The organism is Spirosoma jeollabukense, from assembly GCF_054777855.1.
In genome coordinates, this window is record NZ_BAAHAD010000003.1 from 218,218 (window position 1) to 236,356 (window position 18,139).

At 48.2% G+C, this 18,139-nt stretch carries 17 protein-coding genes; 13 read left to right on the forward strand and 4 right to left on the reverse strand.

Annotated features, from left to right (window positions below):
• Positions 1-22: 22 nt before the first annotated feature.
• On the forward strand, positions 23-937 hold the full coding sequence (locus tag ACYVEA_RS14975; protein ID WP_461114253.1) for a serine hydrolase: 915 nt from the start codon (positions 23-25) through the stop codon (positions 935-937).
• 210 nt (positions 938-1,147) lie between these two features.
• Here ACYVEA_RS14975 and thiL read toward each other — a convergent pair whose 3' ends face one another.
• Positions 1,148-2,176, reverse strand: a complete 1,029-nt coding sequence (gene thiL, locus ACYVEA_RS14980; protein ID WP_461114254.1) for a thiamine-phosphate kinase — start codon at positions 2,174-2,176, stop codon at positions 1,148-1,150.
• 141 nt (positions 2,177-2,317) lie between these two features.
• Entirely contained in the window at positions 2,318-2,761 is a 444-nt protein-coding gene (locus ACYVEA_RS14985) for a hypothetical protein (protein ID WP_461114255.1), read from the reverse strand.
• A gap of 126 nt (positions 2,762-2,887) precedes the next feature.
• Between ACYVEA_RS14985 and ACYVEA_RS14990 the strand changes: the two genes are divergently transcribed.
• From ACYVEA_RS14990 to ACYVEA_RS15000, 3 genes are all read left to right on the forward strand, one after another.
• Positions 2,888-3,115 carry a cytochrome b5 domain-containing protein gene (locus ACYVEA_RS14990; RefSeq protein WP_461114256.1) on the forward strand — a complete coding sequence of 76 codons (228 nt, stop codon included), beginning with the start codon at positions 2,888-2,890 and terminating at the stop codon, positions 3,113-3,115.
• A 54-nt stretch (positions 3,116-3,169) separates the two neighbouring features.
• Positions 3,170-4,015, forward strand: a complete 846-nt coding sequence (locus ACYVEA_RS14995; RefSeq protein WP_461114257.1) for a BadF/BadG/BcrA/BcrD ATPase family protein — start codon at positions 3,170-3,172, stop codon at positions 4,013-4,015.
• A 136-nt stretch (positions 4,016-4,151) separates the two neighbouring features.
• Positions 4,152-5,222, forward strand: a complete 1,071-nt coding sequence (locus ACYVEA_RS15000) for a 2Fe-2S iron-sulfur cluster-binding protein (protein WP_461114258.1) — start codon at positions 4,152-4,154, stop codon at positions 5,220-5,222.
• Between the two features lie 40 nt (positions 5,223-5,262).
• Here ACYVEA_RS15000 and ACYVEA_RS15005 read toward each other — a convergent pair whose 3' ends face one another.
• Both ACYVEA_RS15005 and ACYVEA_RS15010 read right to left on the reverse strand, forming a co-directional pair.
• Positions 5,263-7,476, reverse strand: coding sequence for a M56 family metallopeptidase (locus ACYVEA_RS15005; protein WP_461114259.1), 2,214 nt, complete (start codon positions 7,474-7,476; stop codon positions 5,263-5,265).
• A 59-nt stretch (positions 7,477-7,535) separates the two neighbouring features.
• Positions 7,536-7,925 carry a BlaI/MecI/CopY family transcriptional regulator gene (locus tag ACYVEA_RS15010; protein ID WP_461114260.1) on the reverse strand — a complete coding sequence of 130 codons (390 nt, stop codon included), beginning with the start codon at positions 7,923-7,925 and terminating at the stop codon, positions 7,536-7,538.
• A 201-nt stretch (positions 7,926-8,126) separates the two neighbouring features.
• Between ACYVEA_RS15010 and ACYVEA_RS15015 the strand changes: the two genes are divergently transcribed.
• The 9 genes from ACYVEA_RS15015 (at position 8,127) to ACYVEA_RS15055 (ending at position 18,119) form a co-directional block, all read left to right on the forward strand.
• Entirely contained in the window at positions 8,127-9,860 is a 1,734-nt protein-coding gene (locus tag ACYVEA_RS15015) for a M3 family oligoendopeptidase (RefSeq protein ID WP_461114261.1), read from the forward strand.
• Positions 9,861-9,970: 110 nt separating this feature from the next.
• Entirely contained in the window at positions 9,971-10,249 is a 279-nt protein-coding gene (locus tag ACYVEA_RS15020; protein ID WP_461114262.1) for a hypothetical protein, read from the forward strand.
• Between the two features lie 220 nt (positions 10,250-10,469).
• The gene (locus ACYVEA_RS15025; protein ID WP_461114263.1) at positions 10,470-11,543 is read left to right on the forward strand and encodes an NAD-dependent epimerase/dehydratase family protein; all 1,074 of its coding nucleotides are present in this window, start codon (positions 10,470-10,472) and stop codon (positions 11,541-11,543) included.
• A 158-nt stretch (positions 11,544-11,701) separates the two neighbouring features.
• On the forward strand, positions 11,702-13,384 hold the full coding sequence (locus ACYVEA_RS15030) for a hypothetical protein (protein WP_461114264.1): 1,683 nt from the start codon (positions 11,702-11,704) through the stop codon (positions 13,382-13,384).
• Positions 13,356-14,324 (forward strand): hypothetical protein, encoded by a 969-nt coding sequence (locus ACYVEA_RS15035; RefSeq protein ID WP_461114265.1) that lies wholly within the window; start codon positions 13,356-13,358, stop codon positions 14,322-14,324. Before ACYVEA_RS15030 ends, ACYVEA_RS15035 begins: the two co-directional genes overlap by 29 nt.
• Before the next feature lie 72 nt (positions 14,325-14,396).
• Positions 14,397-15,221: a hypothetical protein gene (locus ACYVEA_RS15040; protein WP_461114266.1), complete on the forward strand. Its 825-nt coding sequence runs from the start codon at positions 14,397-14,399 to the stop codon at positions 15,219-15,221.
• A gap of 124 nt (positions 15,222-15,345) precedes the next feature.
• Positions 15,346-16,302: a glycosyltransferase family 2 protein gene (locus tag ACYVEA_RS15045; RefSeq protein WP_461114267.1), complete on the forward strand. Its 957-nt coding sequence runs from the start codon at positions 15,346-15,348 to the stop codon at positions 16,300-16,302.
• A gap of 70 nt (positions 16,303-16,372) precedes the next feature.
• Positions 16,373-17,143: a glycosyltransferase family 2 protein gene (locus ACYVEA_RS15050; RefSeq protein ID WP_461114268.1), complete on the forward strand. Its 771-nt coding sequence runs from the start codon at positions 16,373-16,375 to the stop codon at positions 17,141-17,143.
• Between the two features lie 10 nt (positions 17,144-17,153).
• Positions 17,154-18,119 carry a YheT family hydrolase gene (locus ACYVEA_RS15055; RefSeq protein WP_461114269.1) on the forward strand — a complete coding sequence of 322 codons (966 nt, stop codon included), beginning with the start codon at positions 17,154-17,156 and terminating at the stop codon, positions 18,117-18,119.
• Positions 18,120-18,139 lie beyond the last annotated feature (20 nt).

Below are 18,139 nucleotides of genomic sequence, written 5' to 3' on the forward strand. Positions count from 1 at the left end.
TTGATTAAACAAATACCTGCCAATGAGTCTGAAAAGCAAGAAGTTGACCGCGGTCATGATGGTATTGTGTGCCTTTACTACTTGGTCGTCGGCGTCAGCACAAACCAAGCTAACATTAGATCAGCTGACCCAGAAAATCAACGCTGAACTAGCTAAACAGACTGGCACCTTTGCTGTCGCTTTCAGGGATTTAAGGACGGGTAAGGAACTGCTGATCCGGGAACGGGACACCTTCCATGCGGCCAGTACCATGAAAACACCCGTTATGATTGAGGTATATAAACAGGTCGATCAGCATAAAATGAACCTGTCTGATTCCGTGACGATCACAACGGACTTTAAAAGCATTGTCGATGGCAGTCCATACAGTTTACGGGCTACGGATGATAGTGACACCAGCATTTACAAGGCCGTTGGAACCAAGCGGACATTGGCCGCCTTAGTTTATGACATGATTACCGTGAGTAGCAACCTGGCTACAAACCTGGTGATTGAGCGCGTAGGTGCCCAGAACGTAACAAAAACCATGCGCGACCTGGGTGCAACGGATATTCAGGTTCGGCGGGGGGTGGAAGATAACAAAGCGTTCGCGCAAGGGCTCAATAACACGACGACAGCTTATGACCTAATGGTAATTTTCGACAAGATTGCTACGGGAAAGGCGGTGAGTCCCGAAGCTTCGAAAGCGATGATTGCTACGTTGCTGGATCAGAAATTCAATACCGCCATACCGGCCAAGCTGCCGAACGGGGTCAGAGTGGCGCACAAAACCGGCTCCGTAGCTGGCGTTCGACATGATTCGGGCATAGTTTTCCTGCCCGACGGCCGGAAGTATGTGCTGGTTCTTTTGTCGAAGGATATAAAGGATGATAAGGCTACGTTGGATGTTATGGCTACGCTGTCTGAATGGATTTATCAATACGTCACGCAGGGATAGGCACTTGCCTATCCCGACTATCAATAAAGCTTGACTAACGTCCGAACCGGAAATTTGCAACACCATCAATATCCAGACGGAAATCTTCGCCCTTCAGGCTGCCGCCGTTAGTGAAATAGTACTCAAAATCAAATTTGACCCGTTTTTGCATTTGTCTACACTACTAAAATTTGCAGCAAGTGGTCAGGTCGCTACGTGGCTAGTCAACTACTACGTCGTTACGTTGGTCCACCCTTGCGCCCGAATGGGTGTTTGCTGACCAGCTTTGGTTGATAACACAATCTGCGTTGGGTCAGCAGTGAGGTAGCCAATAGCCGTGATTCGGGCGTTGTTTGCCAGTTTCTCAAAGGCGTGCGGATTAACTGTAAACAACAACTCATAATCTTCGCCCCCGTTCAGCGCAGCCGTAATCGGACTGATCTTAAACTCGTCGGCAGCCAGGAGCGTCTGGTCATCAACGGGAATATTCTCATCAAAAATGATGGCACCCGTGCCCGACTGGTGGCAAAGATGAAGCAGCTCAGAGGCTAGCCCATCCGAAATGTCAATCATCGCCGTGGGTCGAACACCCAGGTCGCGCAACTCATGAACCATGTCGGTGCGGGCATCGGGACGTAATTGACGCTGCACCAGATACGCTCGCTCTTCCGAAAGATTAGGCTGCATGTTTGGGTCAGCCAGAAACACCTGTTTCTCCCGTTCCAGTAATTGCAGGCCAAGGTAAGCTGCACCCAGATCGCCCGTTACGCAAATGACATCGTTGGGTTGCGCTGTATGGCGGTACGTAATCAGGTCTTTCGGAACCTTACCCAATACCGAAACGGAAATGATAAGTCCCGAACGGGAAGCTGTCGTATCGCCACCCACTAAATCAACATTATAAGCTACGCAAGCCGCCCGAATGCCCTCATACAACTCATCAATGGCTTCAACCGGAAACCGGCTACTCAGCCCTATGTTGACGGTTAGCTGTATGGGGAGCCCGTTCATAGCCGCAATATCAGAGACGCCAAACGTAACCGCTTTATAACCCAGGTGTTTTAGCGGTACGTAGGTCAAATCGAAATGAATGCCTTCTACAAGCATATCGGTAGACAGTAGCCCGTAGTCATCGCCCCAGGCAAAGACGGCGGCATCGTCGCCGATACCTCGTATTGTTTCAGTATGAGTGGGCGTAGGCGTTGCCTGTCGAATGCGTTCAATCAGGCCAATTTCGCCCAGTGTGTTTAAATCAGTCATAATGTTAAATCTAAACCTATAAGCCGGACCCGCAACGGCGGACCGTACCGAAGCAGTTTTTGAAACCTTATAGGCTTGAACAAAAAAGCCGTTCCGCTTGATGTACGGAACGGCTTCATGCGGTAATTAGTTTACGTAATTCTACTGACTCGTAAGCGTGTATTTATTTATGGTGCCGCCCGTTTTTAAGCTGCCCTTTGTTTTCGTAATCACTAAAGTGTTGTCGTCGATGGAATTGATGGTAAACGGAATAGTCGGCCCATCGCTCGGTGGCGGGTTCAGGTTCGTCAGGTTAAGGGTTTGATCATCAGGAACCGCATATTGCCCAACGAATGTATTGCCCTCATACTCGGTATAACTGGCTGTCGGTGCTTTGCTCAGATCGAGTTTAAATTTAGTATAGTCCCGAACATTACTCGTTCCCCCTTTTGTATAGACTGTTACGTTGTTTTCCTCAACTTTGGTGGCTGTCCAAACTTTGGCAATTAGCTCCGAAACAGGCGGTGTGGATGTTTTTTTACACCCCATTAATGAACCGACAAGTACCATTGCCGAAAGCAAAGTGACGACGGAAGTCTTTCTCATAATCAATTGATACATATAAACAGAAGTGGCTAAGTTACGCTAATTTTGTGGTCACTCGCAAAATCGATACCCAATAATTCGTTTGTTTGACTTAATGGAGCAAACTGTCCAACTTTTACCAATTCGATGCTATCGTTTACCCGCTCGCAGTTAGCCTTACGTAACGGACAGGACCGCGACGAAATCTGGTGTGCTTACGAAGGCCTTATTTACGACGTATCAGCTTCACGATTGTGGCGTAATGGTCACCATTATGAACACTGGGCCGGTCAGGACCTGACGAACGAACTGATTGACGCTCCGCATACCGATGGCGTATTCAACCGATTTCCGGTAGTAGGACAATTAATTTAATGGATCTATAGTAAGCCGTGAGCCATACATGTTGACTTGTAAACCGTATTATGTATGCTTTTAATCGCCGACAGTGGCTCTACAAAAACCGATTGGCGGCTGGTAACATCCAATGGACAGCCCCGCGCTATTCAAACGGATGGATTCAATCCATATTATCAGACTACCGATCAAATAATCACTACGTTACGTATTCAACTGACACCGCACCTGAACGCTGCGGATGTTAGATACGTGTTTTTTTATGGAACCGGATGTACTGGCCCAACCGTAAATTATATCGTTGCCGATGCCCTGAGAGCCGTATTGCCCAGTTTGCAAACCGTTACTGTGAACAGCGATATGCTGGGGGCGGCCCGAGGAAGTGCAGGACACGAACCCGGCATTATTTGTATTTTAGGGACTGGGTCGAATGCCTGCTGTTACGACGGAACGCAAATCATACGGGGCATCCAATCACTGGGGTTCTGGTTGGGTGACGAAGGGAGCGGGGGGTATCTGGGTAAGACGCTCGTGCGCGATTTTTTTCAGGAACGACTCCCTGCCGACCTTAAAGAAGCTTTCCAGAATCGCTATGCCCTCGACCGGGCAACACTACTAGAAAACGCCTATCAAAAGCCATACCCGAATCGCTATTTCGCGTCGTTTACGCCCTTTCTTGCCGATCATCTCGCTCACCCGTATATCGCTACGTTACTAAGTGACGCATTTACGCTTTTCCTGACTACCTACGTTGAGCGCTTTCCCGAAGCGGGCCAATGGCCGGTTAATTTTGTAGGATCAATCGCCTATTATTTTAACGAACCGCTACGTCTGGCTGTAGAAAAAATAGGGTTACAACTGGGAAATATCCTAAAGGCGCCCATCGAGCGGTTAGTTGAATTTCATAAAGATGAGTGAGTTCCGGCGGTTCGCCGTACCTTTGTATAAAGAATTTAATAAAACACTGAGGGAGCTATACCGAGTTACACAAAGAAGACTCTGTGTAGTGCGTGTAGCTCCCTCAGTGTTTTATTAAAAGACAATCTGAATAGTAATGGCAAATCGGTATTTTTTGAAAGTAAAAGACGTCGTTCGGGAAACAGCCGACGCCGTGACCATAAGTTTCTGGCATCCTATCAGCGAAGAAATTCGCTACCAGCCTGGCCAGTTTTTAACGTTTCTGCTCAACATCAACGGCCAAAAAGTACGGCGGTCTTATTCCATGGCATCGTCGCCCCACGTCGACGTATCGTTATCAGTTTCTGTAAAGCGCGTACCGGGTGGGCTTGCTTCCAATTATTTATACGAACGGATCAAGCCGGGCGATATTCTGGAAACGCTGGAGCCAATGGGTACTTTCGTGCCGAAGCTTGATGCGCAGAGCCGTCGGACCGTTGTGCTGATCGGGGCAGGTAGTGGTATTACGCCCTTGTTCTCGATGGCTAAATCGGCCTTGCACGTTGAGCCAAATAGCCGCGTCTGGTTGATCTACGGCAATCGGAATCAGGAATCTATTATTTACAAAGCGCATCTTGATGCGATGGAGCAGGCCTATGGCCGATCACGGTTTCAGGTAACGCATATTCTAAGTCAGCCGTCGAATGGCTGGACAGGCGCAGAGGGTCGTTTAAATCAGCATACTTTAACCAAACTTTTCGATCAGTTGCCAGCCGTGGAGCGTCAGAACGCTAGTTTCTACCTCTGCGGGCCCGATGGCATGATGGCCGAAGCCCGATCGGCATTGACGCTGGTAGGTGTATCAACCGAGCGTGTACATAAAGAAAGTTACGCGACGGCTCCGGTTCCCGCTGGCGACGTAGTGGAAGAGCCGGTAACGGCCGCAGAAAGCGGTTCGCCGGAAGTGACGGTGTTGTATGAAGGCAGTGAGTATAAGTTTGCTGTTGCCCCGCATCAAACCATTCTGGAAGCAGCGTTGGATTTAGATATTGACCTGCCGTATTCCTGTCAGGCGGGCATGTGCACAGCCTGTTTGGGTCGTTGCATCTCGGGCAAAGTGAAACTGGATGAAGAAGATGGCCTGTCGGATTCAGAGCTGAAAGCAGGCTACGTACTGACCTGTGTAGCTCACCCCGTCGGGCGGGACGTAGTGATTGAAATTGAGTAAATAACGTAGCGCGGGTTTCCACCCGCGCTACGTTATCTCGTCACTTGTTTTCAACTTTCGGGGCTACAGGGCTCTTGGCCTGTTGTGGTCTGGCAATTTTTGCACGAGGAGCAGCGGGAGCAGGCGTAATGGGTGCCAGGTGCGGGCGTGCTGGCGCAGCCGGTGTTGCTTGATGAATAGCGTTTGGCGCAATGGCTGGCCGTGGCATATGCCTGATTCGTGGTGCACGAGCCGGGCGGGGAGCCACTTCTGGCAGCTCTGGAACTTCGGGTATTTCTAGTCGTTCTAATGGCTCCATTGCCTCTGGTGCAAGTCGGGCCATCCCGTCACCATATTTACCAAGCTGGTCGGCAAGTTGATTGATCTGGGCGTCGAGCTGTTCCGATTCACGGGTTAACTTGTCCATCGGCCGTTTAAACTCATCCTGTTTTAGTTTGAGTTGATCCACCTGTTTCGTCAACTCTTCCGCGTTTCCTTCAATTTTTTTAATCTCCGGCTCTAGGGCGGCCAACTGCTTTTCAATCTCCGCCTGACTCAACTTTTGCTTGCCTTCATTTTCCAGCAACCGTTGATGTTTTTCGATCAGGGCTTCCCGCTGTGCCATCAACTTATGTTGCCGCCACATAAATACTTCCTGATTCCGGTTCAGTTCGTCAACCGGAAACCTGAATTTTTCCATCTGTGAACGTAGTGCCTGCGCCTGCTGCGACCGTTGGGCCAAAAGCTGGCTTAAGCTGTCTATCTGATGCTGTTGATACGCACGTTGTTTGACAAGCGAATCGGGTAGGGTTTTTAACGCATCTAATGAGGCAAAAGCATCACTAATCAAGGTATTGTAATCAACTTTAGCCAGACCTTCTACGGTTCCATCCGGGCTAAGCGGTACGTTATTCAGGGCCGACGCGACAATATTGTCATAGTCAATATGGGCTAAGCCTTTACCCAATGCGTCCATTCCTTCACCAAAACCCTGATTTGTTTCGATAATAGTCAATAAAATATCACGGTCCGCTTTCTTTACGGCGTCGAGGGAGAGCTGACCAGCCATGACCTGATCGAGCTGCTGCTGCAATTGAACTACGCGTTTGGCGGGTAATTTCTGTCCCTTCCAGATAATATAATCTACTTTCTTAGTATCAGTAATGCCGAATTCGGTACCATTGCCTGCCTTATGGCGTCGCGTTGGTTGAGGTTGGGTACTACGTGGCTTCGGCTTATCCTGCTGTTGAACGGCGTAAACCGACACGCTCATCAACAGAATTGTCGCCAGAGTTAATCCGGCCAGACTGCCGTTTGATATGAACGGTCGAGTTGGAGCGCCCAGCATCCGCCGAACCCTATGCAGCAAATGTTTCCGCTTCGAAGCAAAAGCCATGGCAAGCGCCGGTGTCTCAAGGTGTGTAAGCCGTAATTCCTCGATGCGGGCGAGTGCATGGGCCAGAATACGTCCGTCGCCCCCGCAAGCCTGCACCGCCAGATCATCGCAGCAATGCTCGCGCTCCTCCCGGACCCGTGCGGAAAGCCACCATAGTGCTGGATGGAAAAAATACAGAATCTCTACGATCGATTGCAACAGATTGACTCCATAATCGTGCCGTTTGACATGGGCCAGTTCGTGGGCCAGTACGGCTTCGATTTCGCGGATACTCAGGTGAGTGGCCAGGCCAATCGGTAGAAGTAATACGGGTTTAAGAATACCGACAACCATTGGCATCGCAATTCGGGCCGACTCGCGAACCTGCACAACGGCCCCAATAGCTAGTGCCGTCCGTAGCCGATCTGTCATATGGTCCCAAACGACGGTAGCAGGAAGGCTGGCCGTTTTACTTAGCTGTTGCAAATAGACCCAGCCGCCCGCAAGCCGCACGCCAAACAGGGCTACGCCAATAAGGTAGGTCAGCACGAACTGACTCAGATGACTCTCCAGAAATTGCTGCATCTGCTGGTGCCAGGGAAGTGTTTGGGTAACCGTCTGCCACCGAATGGACATTATTTGACCTCCTGTTAACGTAGCAGGAACGGGCAAGGCCGATGCGGGATTGTAGTACCAGATGAACGTAGCGACTGAGGCCACAAGTTGCGTTAACAAAGTCAGTACGCCCACGCGGTAACGTAGCACACTCGACTGATTACGAAGCAGATGCAGACTTACCGCTACCGGTAGCACCAGCGCGAATCCCTGCCAGAAGGCGTGAAGCAAGGTCCAGCCTAAAGCGTCGGCCACTGGACTCGATAGAAAATTAAACGTGTTCATAAGCTGTGTAAAGTCCGTTGGTTTAGAAAAATCAGTTTACTGAGAGCGGATGAATTCGCTTAATCAGAATCGTCCGGGCGTCCGGCATCCCGGTTCAGATCATTTAAGAGATTTTTGATTTCATCCAATTCGGCGCGGGAGGCTTTGTGTTGCCCCAGTACCTGCATCACGAGCTTCGAGGCTGACCCCCGGAAGGCCGTTTCAACAAAGCGATCCACCAGATTTCGTTGCGTATCTTCCTGACTAACCGTTGCCGTGTACGTATGCGATCGGGCGTCTTCCTGGCGAGAGAGCAAGCCTTTCTCATACATAATCTGCATCAGTTTCAGCGCCGTTGTATAGCCGATATCGCGGCTTTGACTCAATTTTTCGTGCACTTGCCGCACAGTGCTGGGACCATTAGCCCAGAGTACATGCAGGATTTCCAATTCCGAGTCAGTTGGCCTCATAATTCATCTACGAATAATTTCGTAGCAAACATATACGAAGCTTTTCGTAGATGCAAATTTTATGAACAAAAAAGTTTTCCAACTGCTTACAGTTAAGTCATTACTCGTTGTTCTTGCGAAAAGACACCGACTTACTGGAAGGCACAAAAAATTTATTATAACTAGCTCACTGGCCATTGACCAGCTACGTTACTTTGTACTATGACGTCAAACGAAACCATTAACCTGCCTGCCCGGCCCACCCGTTCATTCATTGGTGAAACGATCGAATTGAAAAGCTGGGACGATGTTAAGCCACTTTATGAGGAGTTGCTTGATCGCTCCATCGACAACGCTGAAGAACTTCAACAGTGGTTGGTCGATCGTAGTGAACTGGAATCTTATCTGTCCGAGAATTTCGCCTGGCGATATATTCGCATGACCTGCGATACGGCCAATGAAGAGTTGGTAAAGGAGCTGAATTTTTTCATTGAGGAGATTCAGCCCTCCATGACCACCTACGGTAACGACCTCGACCTGATGGCTGTTAATAGCCCTTTTCTGAGTCAGCTGACTGATGATGGCTACGACGTGATGGTACGTAGCATGAAAAAGGCCATTGAAATTTTTCGGGAAGAAAACATTCCACTGCAAACCGAGCTTCAGACCGAAGAACGCAAGTACGGCGCTATCGTTGGCGCCATGACGGTAACCATTGACGGTCGGGAAATGACGCTACCCGAAGCCAGTGACCGTCTTCAATCGACCGACCGGGCTGTTCGTGAAGAAGCCTGGCGTAAAGTCTGGGAGCGACGCTACAAAGACCATGAGGTGCTGGATCAACTGTTTGATCGCCTTCGGGATCTCCGCCATCAAATTGCCGTTAACGCCGGTTTTACCAACTTTCGTGATTATTCATTTGCTGCGCTGGGTCGCTTCGACTACACGCCGGAAGATTGTTTTAACTTTCATGAGTCGGTAGCGGAGGCCGTTGTGCCCTTGTTGAATGAGCTAGCTCGCGAGCGGAAACAGAAATTACGTGTAGATCCGCTACGTCCCTGGGATACCAAAGTGGATGTGGAAGGTCGGCCCCCCTTAAAACCCTTTGCTACGGGTAGCGAACTGCTCGAAAAAGCCATTACCTGCTTTGACCGGCTCGATAAAGAGTTAGGTGATGATCTGCGCATCATGCGGGCCATGGGCCACCTCGATCTGGAGTCCCGAAAGGGAAAAGCGCCCGGCGGTTATAATTACCCACTTGAGGAAATTGGGGTGCCGTTTATTTTCATGAATGCTACGTCGAGCCTGCGCGATTTAGTGACGATGGTTCATGAAGGAGGCCATGCCGTGCACTCATTCCTGACGCGCGACTTGCCCCTGAAAGCATTCCGAAATCCACCGATGGAAGTGGCTGAACTTGCGTCAATGAGCATGGAATTGCTGTCGATGGATCATTGGGACGTGTTTTTTGATGATGCTAATGAGCTGCGTCGCGCCAAATTACAGCACCTCGAATCCATCATCGAAACATTGCCGTGGGTCGCTACGATTGATAAATTTCAGCACTGGATTTACGAGAATCCTACCCATACGGACGCTGAACGGCGTGAAAACTGGCTTCGGATTTATAATCAATTTGCCGACACGGTGACCAACTGGGATGGCTTTGCTTTTTACCAGGAATACATCTGGCAGCGGCAATTGCACCTGTATGAAGTTCCGTTCTACTACATTGAATACGGCATTGCTCAGCTGGGCGCGATTGGTGTGTGGCGTAACTACCGCCGAGATCCAAAAGCGGGCCTGGATGGCTACAAAAAAGCCTTGAGTCTGGGTTACAAAGCTCCTATTCGCGAAATTTATGCTGCTGCCAACGTACCGTTTGATTTCTCTCGCGAGCATATACAGGAGTTGATGCGTTTTGTTTGGGAAGAAATCAGAAAACTGAATCAGTAGAGGTTGATTTTTATGTCATCAGGACTCAATGACAAAAAAACTAAGGACTAATGACTGTCGGCTAGCGACTGTTTCTTATTTTTGTCGAATCAATTCGTAATCAAGTAGCTATGAAACGCGTATTCAGTGCAGGTTTATTGGTGGTAGCCATGTTATCACTGGCATCCTGCGACTATCAGAAATATAACACGGTCCGTCAAAACGATTACCGGGCAGACGACTATCGTGCTGACTACCGGGCTGGTGATCCTGAAGTATATGGAACCGGTCGTGATTCGGCGGCTGTACAAACGAAATATAAATACACACCAAATCCAGCATTAGACGCGCGGACGCAGAAAATTCGCGAGAAACTGTTTGGAAAGGGATCGCTTCAGCAGGGCGCCTAATACAGATAAATACAATTAATAGTAGCGATGGATAAGCGAATACCCGCTGATTCATCGCTATTATTTTGCCTCACCGTTTGCTAAATAGCGACGGTCGTTTGTCAGACTTACTACTTAAAAAGCAACGTAAGTAGAGATATTTGCGTTACTTTGTTCAGTTAAACTTCCTGACAAGTAGTATTATTTGGGTATATAACTTGCCCTATGCACGTATAACGACATGAAAATTGCATTAGTTACGGGTTCGGCTGGATTAATAGGTAGCGAAGCGGTTGCCTTTTTTGCTGATAAATTTGATCTTATCATTGGTATTGATAACAACATGCGGCAATACTTCTTTGGAGCTGATGGCTCAACGGAGTGGAATCGCAATCGCCTGTCTGAAACATACAGTAACTACCTGCATCGTCCAGCCGATATTCGGGAGGTGAGTCAGTTAGAGACGATTTTTCAGGAATTTGGCACAGATATAAAATTAGTCTTGCATACGGCAGCTCAGCCTAGTCACGACTGGGCTGCCCGCGAGCCATTTACCGATTTCGGTGTCAACGCGGTTGGTACGTTGAACATGCTCGAAATGACGCGTTTACACTGTCCGGAGGCTGTGTTTATTTTCACGTCGACCAATAAAGTTTACGGGGATAATCCCAATTTCCTGCCGCTCATTGAAACCGAGACCCGCTGGGAAATCGATCATAACCATCCCTATTTCGAGAATGGTATCGATGAGTTCATGAGTATCGATCATACCAAGCATTCTGTTTTTGGTGCCTCCAAAGTAGCTGCCGATATTATGGTGCAGGAGTACGGTCGTTATTTTGGTATGAATACCGGTGTTTTCCGGGGTGGTTGCCTGACGGGCCCCAATCACTCGGGAGCGCAGTTGCATGGCTTCCTTTCTTATCTGATGAAGTGCGCCATAACGGGCAATCAGTACACCATTTTTGGCTACAAAGGCAAACAGGTACGCGACAATATCCATAGTTGGGATCTGGTGAATATGTTCTGGCATTTCTATCAGAATCCCCGCCCAGGTGAGGTTTATAACGCGGGTGGAGGTCGTTACGCCAACTGTTCGATGCTTGAGGCTATCGCCCTATGTGAAGAAATTTCGGGTAACAAAATGAATTACCAGTACTCGGAAACCAATCGGAGTGGCGACCATATCTGGTACATTTCTGACCTGACTAAATTTAAGCAGCATTACCCCGGCTGGGACTGGACCTTCGACTTAAAAGAGACGATGGGCCAGATTCACGATAGCATGGCTGCCCGATTGTTACTTCAAAAATAACGTCATATTTTCTGTAGCCTTGTTTCCCTGTGATACTTGAAGGAAGCAAGGCTACAGAAAAATCATATCTCCACTATTAGGCCGTTGATTACTAACGTAGTGGAGAAACACTCACCTGCCATTTCGTTCGACATGAGCGTCATTGATTTAAAGTTGCAATGAATTTGTTATTATCTCCCCTGTTCTGGGAAGTAGGAGGCTGGCTCGCTTTTCTGTTTGTGGGAGGTTTATGCATGTGGGCTGATTTTGGTCGTGACCTGTCACGTAAGCAGCAGATCGGGTTATTGGTCGCGCTAATCGGTTTGTTATGTTTTAAGCGAGTTCTGGTTCTTTTCATTAACCGGGAGCTCAATCCCGACGAAAGCCAACTCCTTTCCCAGGCTCTTACACTACGTTATCACCCTGTTTATTGGAAATACGTGGATGGGGCCACGATGGGGCCATTAAGTTGTTATTTTGTTTCCTTACCCGGCTTCTTTGGTGTACCCCTCAATTATGTAGTTATTCGCTGGCTCGCTTTTGGGTGTACGCTACTAAGTGTAGCCGGTGGTTATTTCGCTATCGAAAACTTCTTCAGCCCACGGGCGGCCCGGCTGGCGATTTTTCCAGCCATTGCCTTTCTGGCATTTACGACGCATCTGGATTTTCTGCATGCCACCAATGAACACCTCTCGCTGGCCCTGATTGGGCTGGCCATCTGGCAATATTCCCGCTTATGGAAGCAGCGAGCTTTTGATTCGGTTGCTGGTTTATTTTTATTAGGGTTTGTCAGTAGCCTGGTTCCGTTTGCCAAATTACAGGGTACGCCTACGGTGCTTATTATTGTGGCCGCTGCGCTTATTGGATTGATCCGGCAATATCCAATCTTAACACCTTCCCGTTTCTGGCGGGCGTTGGGCGGTCTATTGATCGGTGGATTGCTGTTTCCAGTTTTCGTCATCGGTTTGACCTTGTTTTTTGGTGTATTTAGCGACTTCATCCATTTTTACATTCAGAGTAATCTGGCCTATAGTGCCGGTGCCGGTTTCCTGGTCTTTCTTGCTCATTTTCCTGTTTTCGTTAGCCATACCAGCGATTTTGTCGTTTTCCTATTGCCCACTCTAGCCCTGGTTATCGCCTGGATTCTTTTTTCCCGTAAAGGAAATGGCAAAAGTGACGTATTGTTTTTCAGTGTGGCCGTGTTGGTTTCAAGTGCTTATGCCGTTATCAAACCGGGGAATGAGTTTACCCATTACCTGCTCTATTTGGTGATTCCGGTTTGTTTGCTGAATGCCTGGTTCCTCGATACGTTTCGCAGGCCGGTTCATACCGTTTTCTGGGTGGCTGCAATTCTAGGTTCGGTTGGTATAAATGCGTTGATGGAAGGAGATAATCCGTCGAATAAATATCGTCAGATTCCTTTCGCACTACGTCATTTCTACGTATCACCAACGGCACAGGAAGTATTGAAGCTGGCTAAACCGGGTGAAGACCTGGTCGTATGGGGGTGGGCACCTAATTTTAACGTTGAAACGCAAATGCCGCAGGGCGTTTGTGATAATCATACAATTCGTGAGGTCATGGGGAGCGATCAGGAAGTGCACCGTGCTCGCTATATGCGAAATATCCAGGCATCGCGACCACCTGTTTTTCTGGATGCCGTGGGACCTCATTCAACCTGGCTCAATGACCGGGCCAGGTATGGCTACGAGACGTTTCCCGAACTTAAACGCTATATCGACACGAATTACCGCTACGTTGGTGAGATTGATCAAACACGTGTTTATGCACGGAATGATCGGTATAAACAGCCAACCTTAACAACTACATCAAATGTGGACAAAACACGGACTAATTTATAAACCCGATGGCTCACAAGCCTTCAGCCGGACGCATGCGCAAGTGCCTTTTGGTTACCCAATGGGCGACAAACTGCGCGTCTATTTTTCCACGCGGGATGAGGCTATTTCATCGGCTGTTTCTTTTGTTGAGCTTAATCCCGACAACTTATCCGAGGTAACCTACATACATGACAAAGCCTGTCTGAGCAAAGGGGCGGTGGGCATGTTCGATGAAACAGGAACCATGCCATCGTGGTTTTTACCCGTAGGCGATGAAATCTGGTTGTATTATACGGGTTGGAACAAAAGCGAAACGGCCAGTTACCGGTTAGGTATTGGGCTGGCCATCAGCCGGGATGGTGGGCTGACCTTTGAGCGTAAATATGATGGCCCTTTGCTTGATCGCTCTATTTACGATCAGGTCTGGATTGCACAGCCGTGTGTGATGCGGGAAGAGAAAGCGGATGGGTCGATCTGGTGGCGGATGTGGTACTTATCCTGTACAAAAATCGAAGTGATCAATGGTCATCCTGAACCCTTTTATGACGTCAAATACGCTGAATCGGAGGATGGCATCAAGTGGGAACGTACGGGTCACGTTTGCGTAGGCTATGACGAATTTACGGATGCGATCGGTCGGCCGACGGTTTATAAAGATGGCGATTTATACAAAATGTATTTCTCCTATCGAAACGCAACCAACTACCGCACTGACGTACAACGTAGTTATCGCATTGGATACGCTGAGTCGAAAGATGGTATTACCTGGGAACGGAAAGATGAACTGGCTGGCATCGAACGATCGGCCGAAGGCTGGGATTCGCTGATGATGGATTACTGTCACATTTTTCCTCATAAGGAGCAGTGGGTGATGTTTTATAACGGGAATGGCTTTGGTGCATCGGGATTTGGCTACGCGACACAACCGGTAACTGATCAAAGTCAGCCTTATGTTGAGTAAAATCAGTTTCAGGGCGTTTGCATTTTACGCGTGCAGCCTCCTATTTTGTATTAAATCAGTAAGCGAAAAACTATGAAAGAAGTAGCAAAATACCTGATAAAAGTTGACGCTGAATTCAAGGATGGCCGGATTGTTCCCGAGATTCCATACGAAGAAGTAATGCGTTTGGTGAATGAACCAAATATAGTTATCATAAAAACGGGCATACCAGAGAACACGCTCCGGGCCATAATTGATACAACGCGTGCCTGGGCAGCCGAAACCCCACTAGCTGAAGGCCCCGATACGTTCGACAACAATCAACATAAGCAGCGGTTGCACATTGCCAAAATTCAGAAAGCACCGCAGTTGTTTCACGATCATACATTCGACGCCATGCTGGATCTCGATGAGCCGATGAAGCAAACGTTGCTGAGCGTTTTTGATCCGATGCGTCAGTTCTGGAACAGCCTGACAGGTAATAATGAGGAATATGGTATTCGCAAAGGCGAACCCTATTTCCATCCACAAGTGACTCATTATCCGCTAGGAGGCAGCTTCTTTGGTCGGCACTGGCATCCACTCAATCCACAGAAAGTCGGGATGATTCTGGCCCTGAATCAGTATGGTAAAGACTATCATTCGGGAGGGACGGGTTATGTAATCAACGATCACATTGTAGAAACTGAGGGTTTTCAGGATATTGGCGACATGACGCTGTTCCGGTATGACCTGCCGCACTGGGTAAGTCCGTCGAGTTTCGCAGACCGTTTCAGTTGGGAAGATCCCGCCGGGCGGTGGGTGGCTATCCTGCCTTTCTATAATCCATGGGGAACTCCTGCCGATAAAGATGAGCCTCAGGGATGGAAAACCCAGATTCAAGCGGCTAAGAATACGCCATCGGAGGCTGCCGTTTAATCAGGCACTACCATTCAACGAATGAACCAGAATGTACTTCTGGTTACTATCTTTGCACGGCTAACTAAAGAGCCCGGTCTTTACGCCCGATACGTAGCGTTCAGACCGGGTTCATTTTTCGCGTATGATCAAAGTCAGTGTCCTGATTATTACCTACAATCAAAAAAAATTCATCCGTAAGGCTATCGATAGCGCCCTCGAGCAGAAAACAACTTTTCCGATCGAAATCCTCGTCGGCGATGATTTTTCGAGTGATGGTACCCGGGAGATTATTCAGGAGTACGAAAAGAAATATCCTGGTTTGGTGATAGGGGTACTACATCCGCGCAATCTGGGTAAAAACGGAGGTATCAACTTTCTGGATACGCTGAAACTCGCCAAGGGCGAATATTATGCGCTGATGGATGGCGATGATTATTGGACTGATCCGCTGAAATTGCAAAAACAGGCTGATTTCCTGGACGCTCACCCCGATTACTCGACAGTTTTTAATAACGCGCTCATTACGTATGAAGACGGCGCGCCTTCGCACCTGCTTAATGGGCCGGATATGAAGCCCTTTTACACGGTTGACGATCTCATTGGCGAAAGTGAAATCTGGTTCATGGCTACATCGAGTACCATGTATCGGAACAATATCAAAGAATACCCAAGCTGGTTCCGGGAGTCGTCGAGTGGTGATATTCCCCGGCTGATTCTAAAAGCTAAACTTGGTAAGATTGGCTACATACCAGACGTCATGTCGGTGTATCGGAAGAATCGGGCGGGGGCCAGTTTCCACGACAACGAGCGTGATGAGACGTTCCTGCGCAATCGAATCCAGATGTATCGTGATATTAATCGTGAGCTGGATTACCGCTATGATTCCATTTTGCGCCGGAATATTGCCCGGTATTACCGGATGATGCTCGACGCCAAGCAATACGAAGGAAGTTACTTCCGGCGTGCCCGGCTGGCTCTCAAATACATTTACCTGGGTAAACCAGATTGGGAAAAGACGAAAGATGTCATTCGTGATTATATTGTGCCGGAGCCAATCTCAAAACTTTATAGTTCACTCCGGCTTTTACCACACCGGTGAGATGCGTTGTCTGGTTAATTAATTGGTAGATATCCGTTTTATTCCTACGTAAAGTATCCACAGTCCATATATGAAATTGAGTGTTGTCATACCCGCTTATAACGAAGAGGAGTCTTTGCCGCCAACGCTACGTTCTTTGTACCAGACACTGGCTAAGTATGGGATTCCGCACGAAATTTTTGTGACGAATGACAACTCGAAAGATAATACGCTAAAGGTATTGCAGAATCTGGCCGCTACAGAAATCCCGACGTTGGTGTATCATACCAATCCGGGTCCTAACGGCTTTGGGTATGCCGTCCGGTATGGGCTGGAGCGCTTTTCGGGCGATTGTGTAGCCGTCTTTATGGCTGACTTATCGGATGATCCAGAAGATTTAGTAAAGTATTACAATAAAATGCTGGAAACCGATGTTGACGCCGTATTCGGGTCGCGTTGGGAGAAAGAGGGTAAAGTAATTGACTATCCACCGCTCAAAAAATTCATCAACCGCATTGCCAACTTCATTGTTCGCCTAGTAATGGGCATTAAATACAACGATACCACCAATGCTTTCAAACTCTACAAACGGGAGACAATTGAAGGCATAAAACCTTTCTTGTCACCCCACTTTAATCTCACGGTCGAACTACCACTGAAGTCGATTGTACGCGGTTACAGTTATGCAGTTGTACCAAACAGTTGGACGAATCGCAAATACGGTGAATCAAAACTGAAAATTAAAGAAATGGGCAGCCGGTACTTTTTTATCCTAATGTACTGTTTGATTGAAAAATATTTCTCACAGGGAGATTTCCGCAAAAAGTCGGCCACATCGGCACCACAGTCGGTGAGTCGGTAATCGGCTAGCTATGCCACTGATTCATTCGGCCTATCCTGGCCCCCCCGCCTATCAATATAATGGTCACATGCAGACCGTTATTCCTAGTCTTACGCGAAAGGTTTTAGGCGTAACCTACGAACGTGAACGCCTTATCCTGGCCGATGGTGATTTTGTTGACCTGGATTGGATAAAGGCTGGGCATAATCGGTTAGTTGTATTGACGCATGGACTGGAGGGCGACAGTAATCGACAATACATTCGCGGAACTGCCAAGCTTTTTGCTCAACATCGTTACGACGTACTGGCCTGGAATTGTCGTTCGTGCAGTGGTGAAATGAACCAAGCGTTTCGGCTTTATAATCACGGTGAAATTGGGGATCTGAATGAAGTAATTCATCATGCACTGCATACAAAGCAATACGGTGAAATAATACTTATTGGCTATAGTATGGGAGGGAACATTACGCTGAAATATCTTGGCGTACATGGAAATCAATTGCCTGATGCCATTAAACGAGGTGTTGCCATTTCATCGCCGACAGATCTGGGCGCTAGCGCAGTGCTTCTCGACCGCCCATCGAATCGCTTCTATCGCAATCGGTTTATGAAAAAGTTACTAGTCAAATTGAACCAGAAAGCCGACCGTTTTCCTGGACGGTTAGATATGAGTAAAGTGCAGCAAGTAAGACGCTGGCGCGATTTCGATGAATTTTTTTCGGCTCCAGTTAACAATTACCATGATGCCGACGATTTTTACAGGCAGGCATCAGCCATTAACTTTATGGCTGGTATTACGGTGCCGACTTTAGTGCTGAATGCCCAAAATGATCCGCTCCTATCACCTGAATGCTCACCCGGCTGGTTGGCTGAAACGCATCGCTACATTTTTCTGGAAACGCCCCTAACAGGTGGACACGTTGGTTTTCAGGTAGTTCGTGATTCGCATACGTATGCTGAACGCCGAGCGCTGGCGTTTGTTCAGGAGTTAATTTAGCTCCCTCTTGATGATATTAC

Bases quoted from the DNA above. Each gene is read 5' to 3' on its own strand.
- ACYVEA_RS14975 (WP_461114253.1), top strand. From the start codon at position 23: ATGAGTCTGAAAAGCAAGAAGTTGACCGCGGTCATGATGGTATTGTGT.
- thiL (WP_461114254.1), bottom strand. From the start codon at position 2,176: ATGACTGATTTAAACACACTGGGCGAAATTGGCCTGATTGAACGCATT.
- ACYVEA_RS14985 (WP_461114255.1), bottom strand. From the start codon at position 2,761: ATGAGAAAGACTTCCGTCGTCACTTTGCTTTCGGCAATGGTACTTGTC.
- ACYVEA_RS14990 (WP_461114256.1), top strand. From the start codon at position 2,888: ATGCTATCGTTTACCCGCTCGCAGTTAGCCTTACGTAACGGACAGGAC.
- ACYVEA_RS14995 (WP_461114257.1), top strand. From the start codon at position 3,170: ATGCTTTTAATCGCCGACAGTGGCTCTACAAAAACCGATTGGCGGCTG.
- ACYVEA_RS15000 (WP_461114258.1), top strand. From the start codon at position 4,152: ATGGCAAATCGGTATTTTTTGAAAGTAAAAGACGTCGTTCGGGAAACA.
- ACYVEA_RS15005 (WP_461114259.1), bottom strand. From the start codon at position 7,476: ATGAACACGTTTAATTTTCTATCGAGTCCAGTGGCCGACGCTTTAGGC.
- ACYVEA_RS15010 (WP_461114260.1), bottom strand. From the start codon at position 7,925: ATGAGGCCAACTGACTCGGAATTGGAAATCCTGCATGTACTCTGGGCT.
- ACYVEA_RS15015 (WP_461114261.1), top strand. From the start codon at position 8,127: ATGACGTCAAACGAAACCATTAACCTGCCTGCCCGGCCCACCCGTTCA.
- ACYVEA_RS15020 (WP_461114262.1), top strand. From the start codon at position 9,971: ATGAAACGCGTATTCAGTGCAGGTTTATTGGTGGTAGCCATGTTATCA.
- ACYVEA_RS15025 (WP_461114263.1), top strand. From the start codon at position 10,470: ATGAAAATTGCATTAGTTACGGGTTCGGCTGGATTAATAGGTAGCGAA.
- ACYVEA_RS15030 (WP_461114264.1), top strand. From the start codon at position 11,702: ATGAATTTGTTATTATCTCCCCTGTTCTGGGAAGTAGGAGGCTGGCTC.
- ACYVEA_RS15035 (WP_461114265.1), top strand. From the start codon at position 13,356: ATGTGGACAAAACACGGACTAATTTATAAACCCGATGGCTCACAAGCC.
- ACYVEA_RS15040 (WP_461114266.1), top strand. From the start codon at position 14,397: ATGAAAGAAGTAGCAAAATACCTGATAAAAGTTGACGCTGAATTCAAG.
- ACYVEA_RS15045 (WP_461114267.1), top strand. From the start codon at position 15,346: ATGATCAAAGTCAGTGTCCTGATTATTACCTACAATCAAAAAAAATTC.
- ACYVEA_RS15050 (WP_461114268.1), top strand. From the start codon at position 16,373: ATGAAATTGAGTGTTGTCATACCCGCTTATAACGAAGAGGAGTCTTTG.
- ACYVEA_RS15055 (WP_461114269.1), top strand. From the start codon at position 17,154: ATGCCACTGATTCATTCGGCCTATCCTGGCCCCCCCGCCTATCAATAT.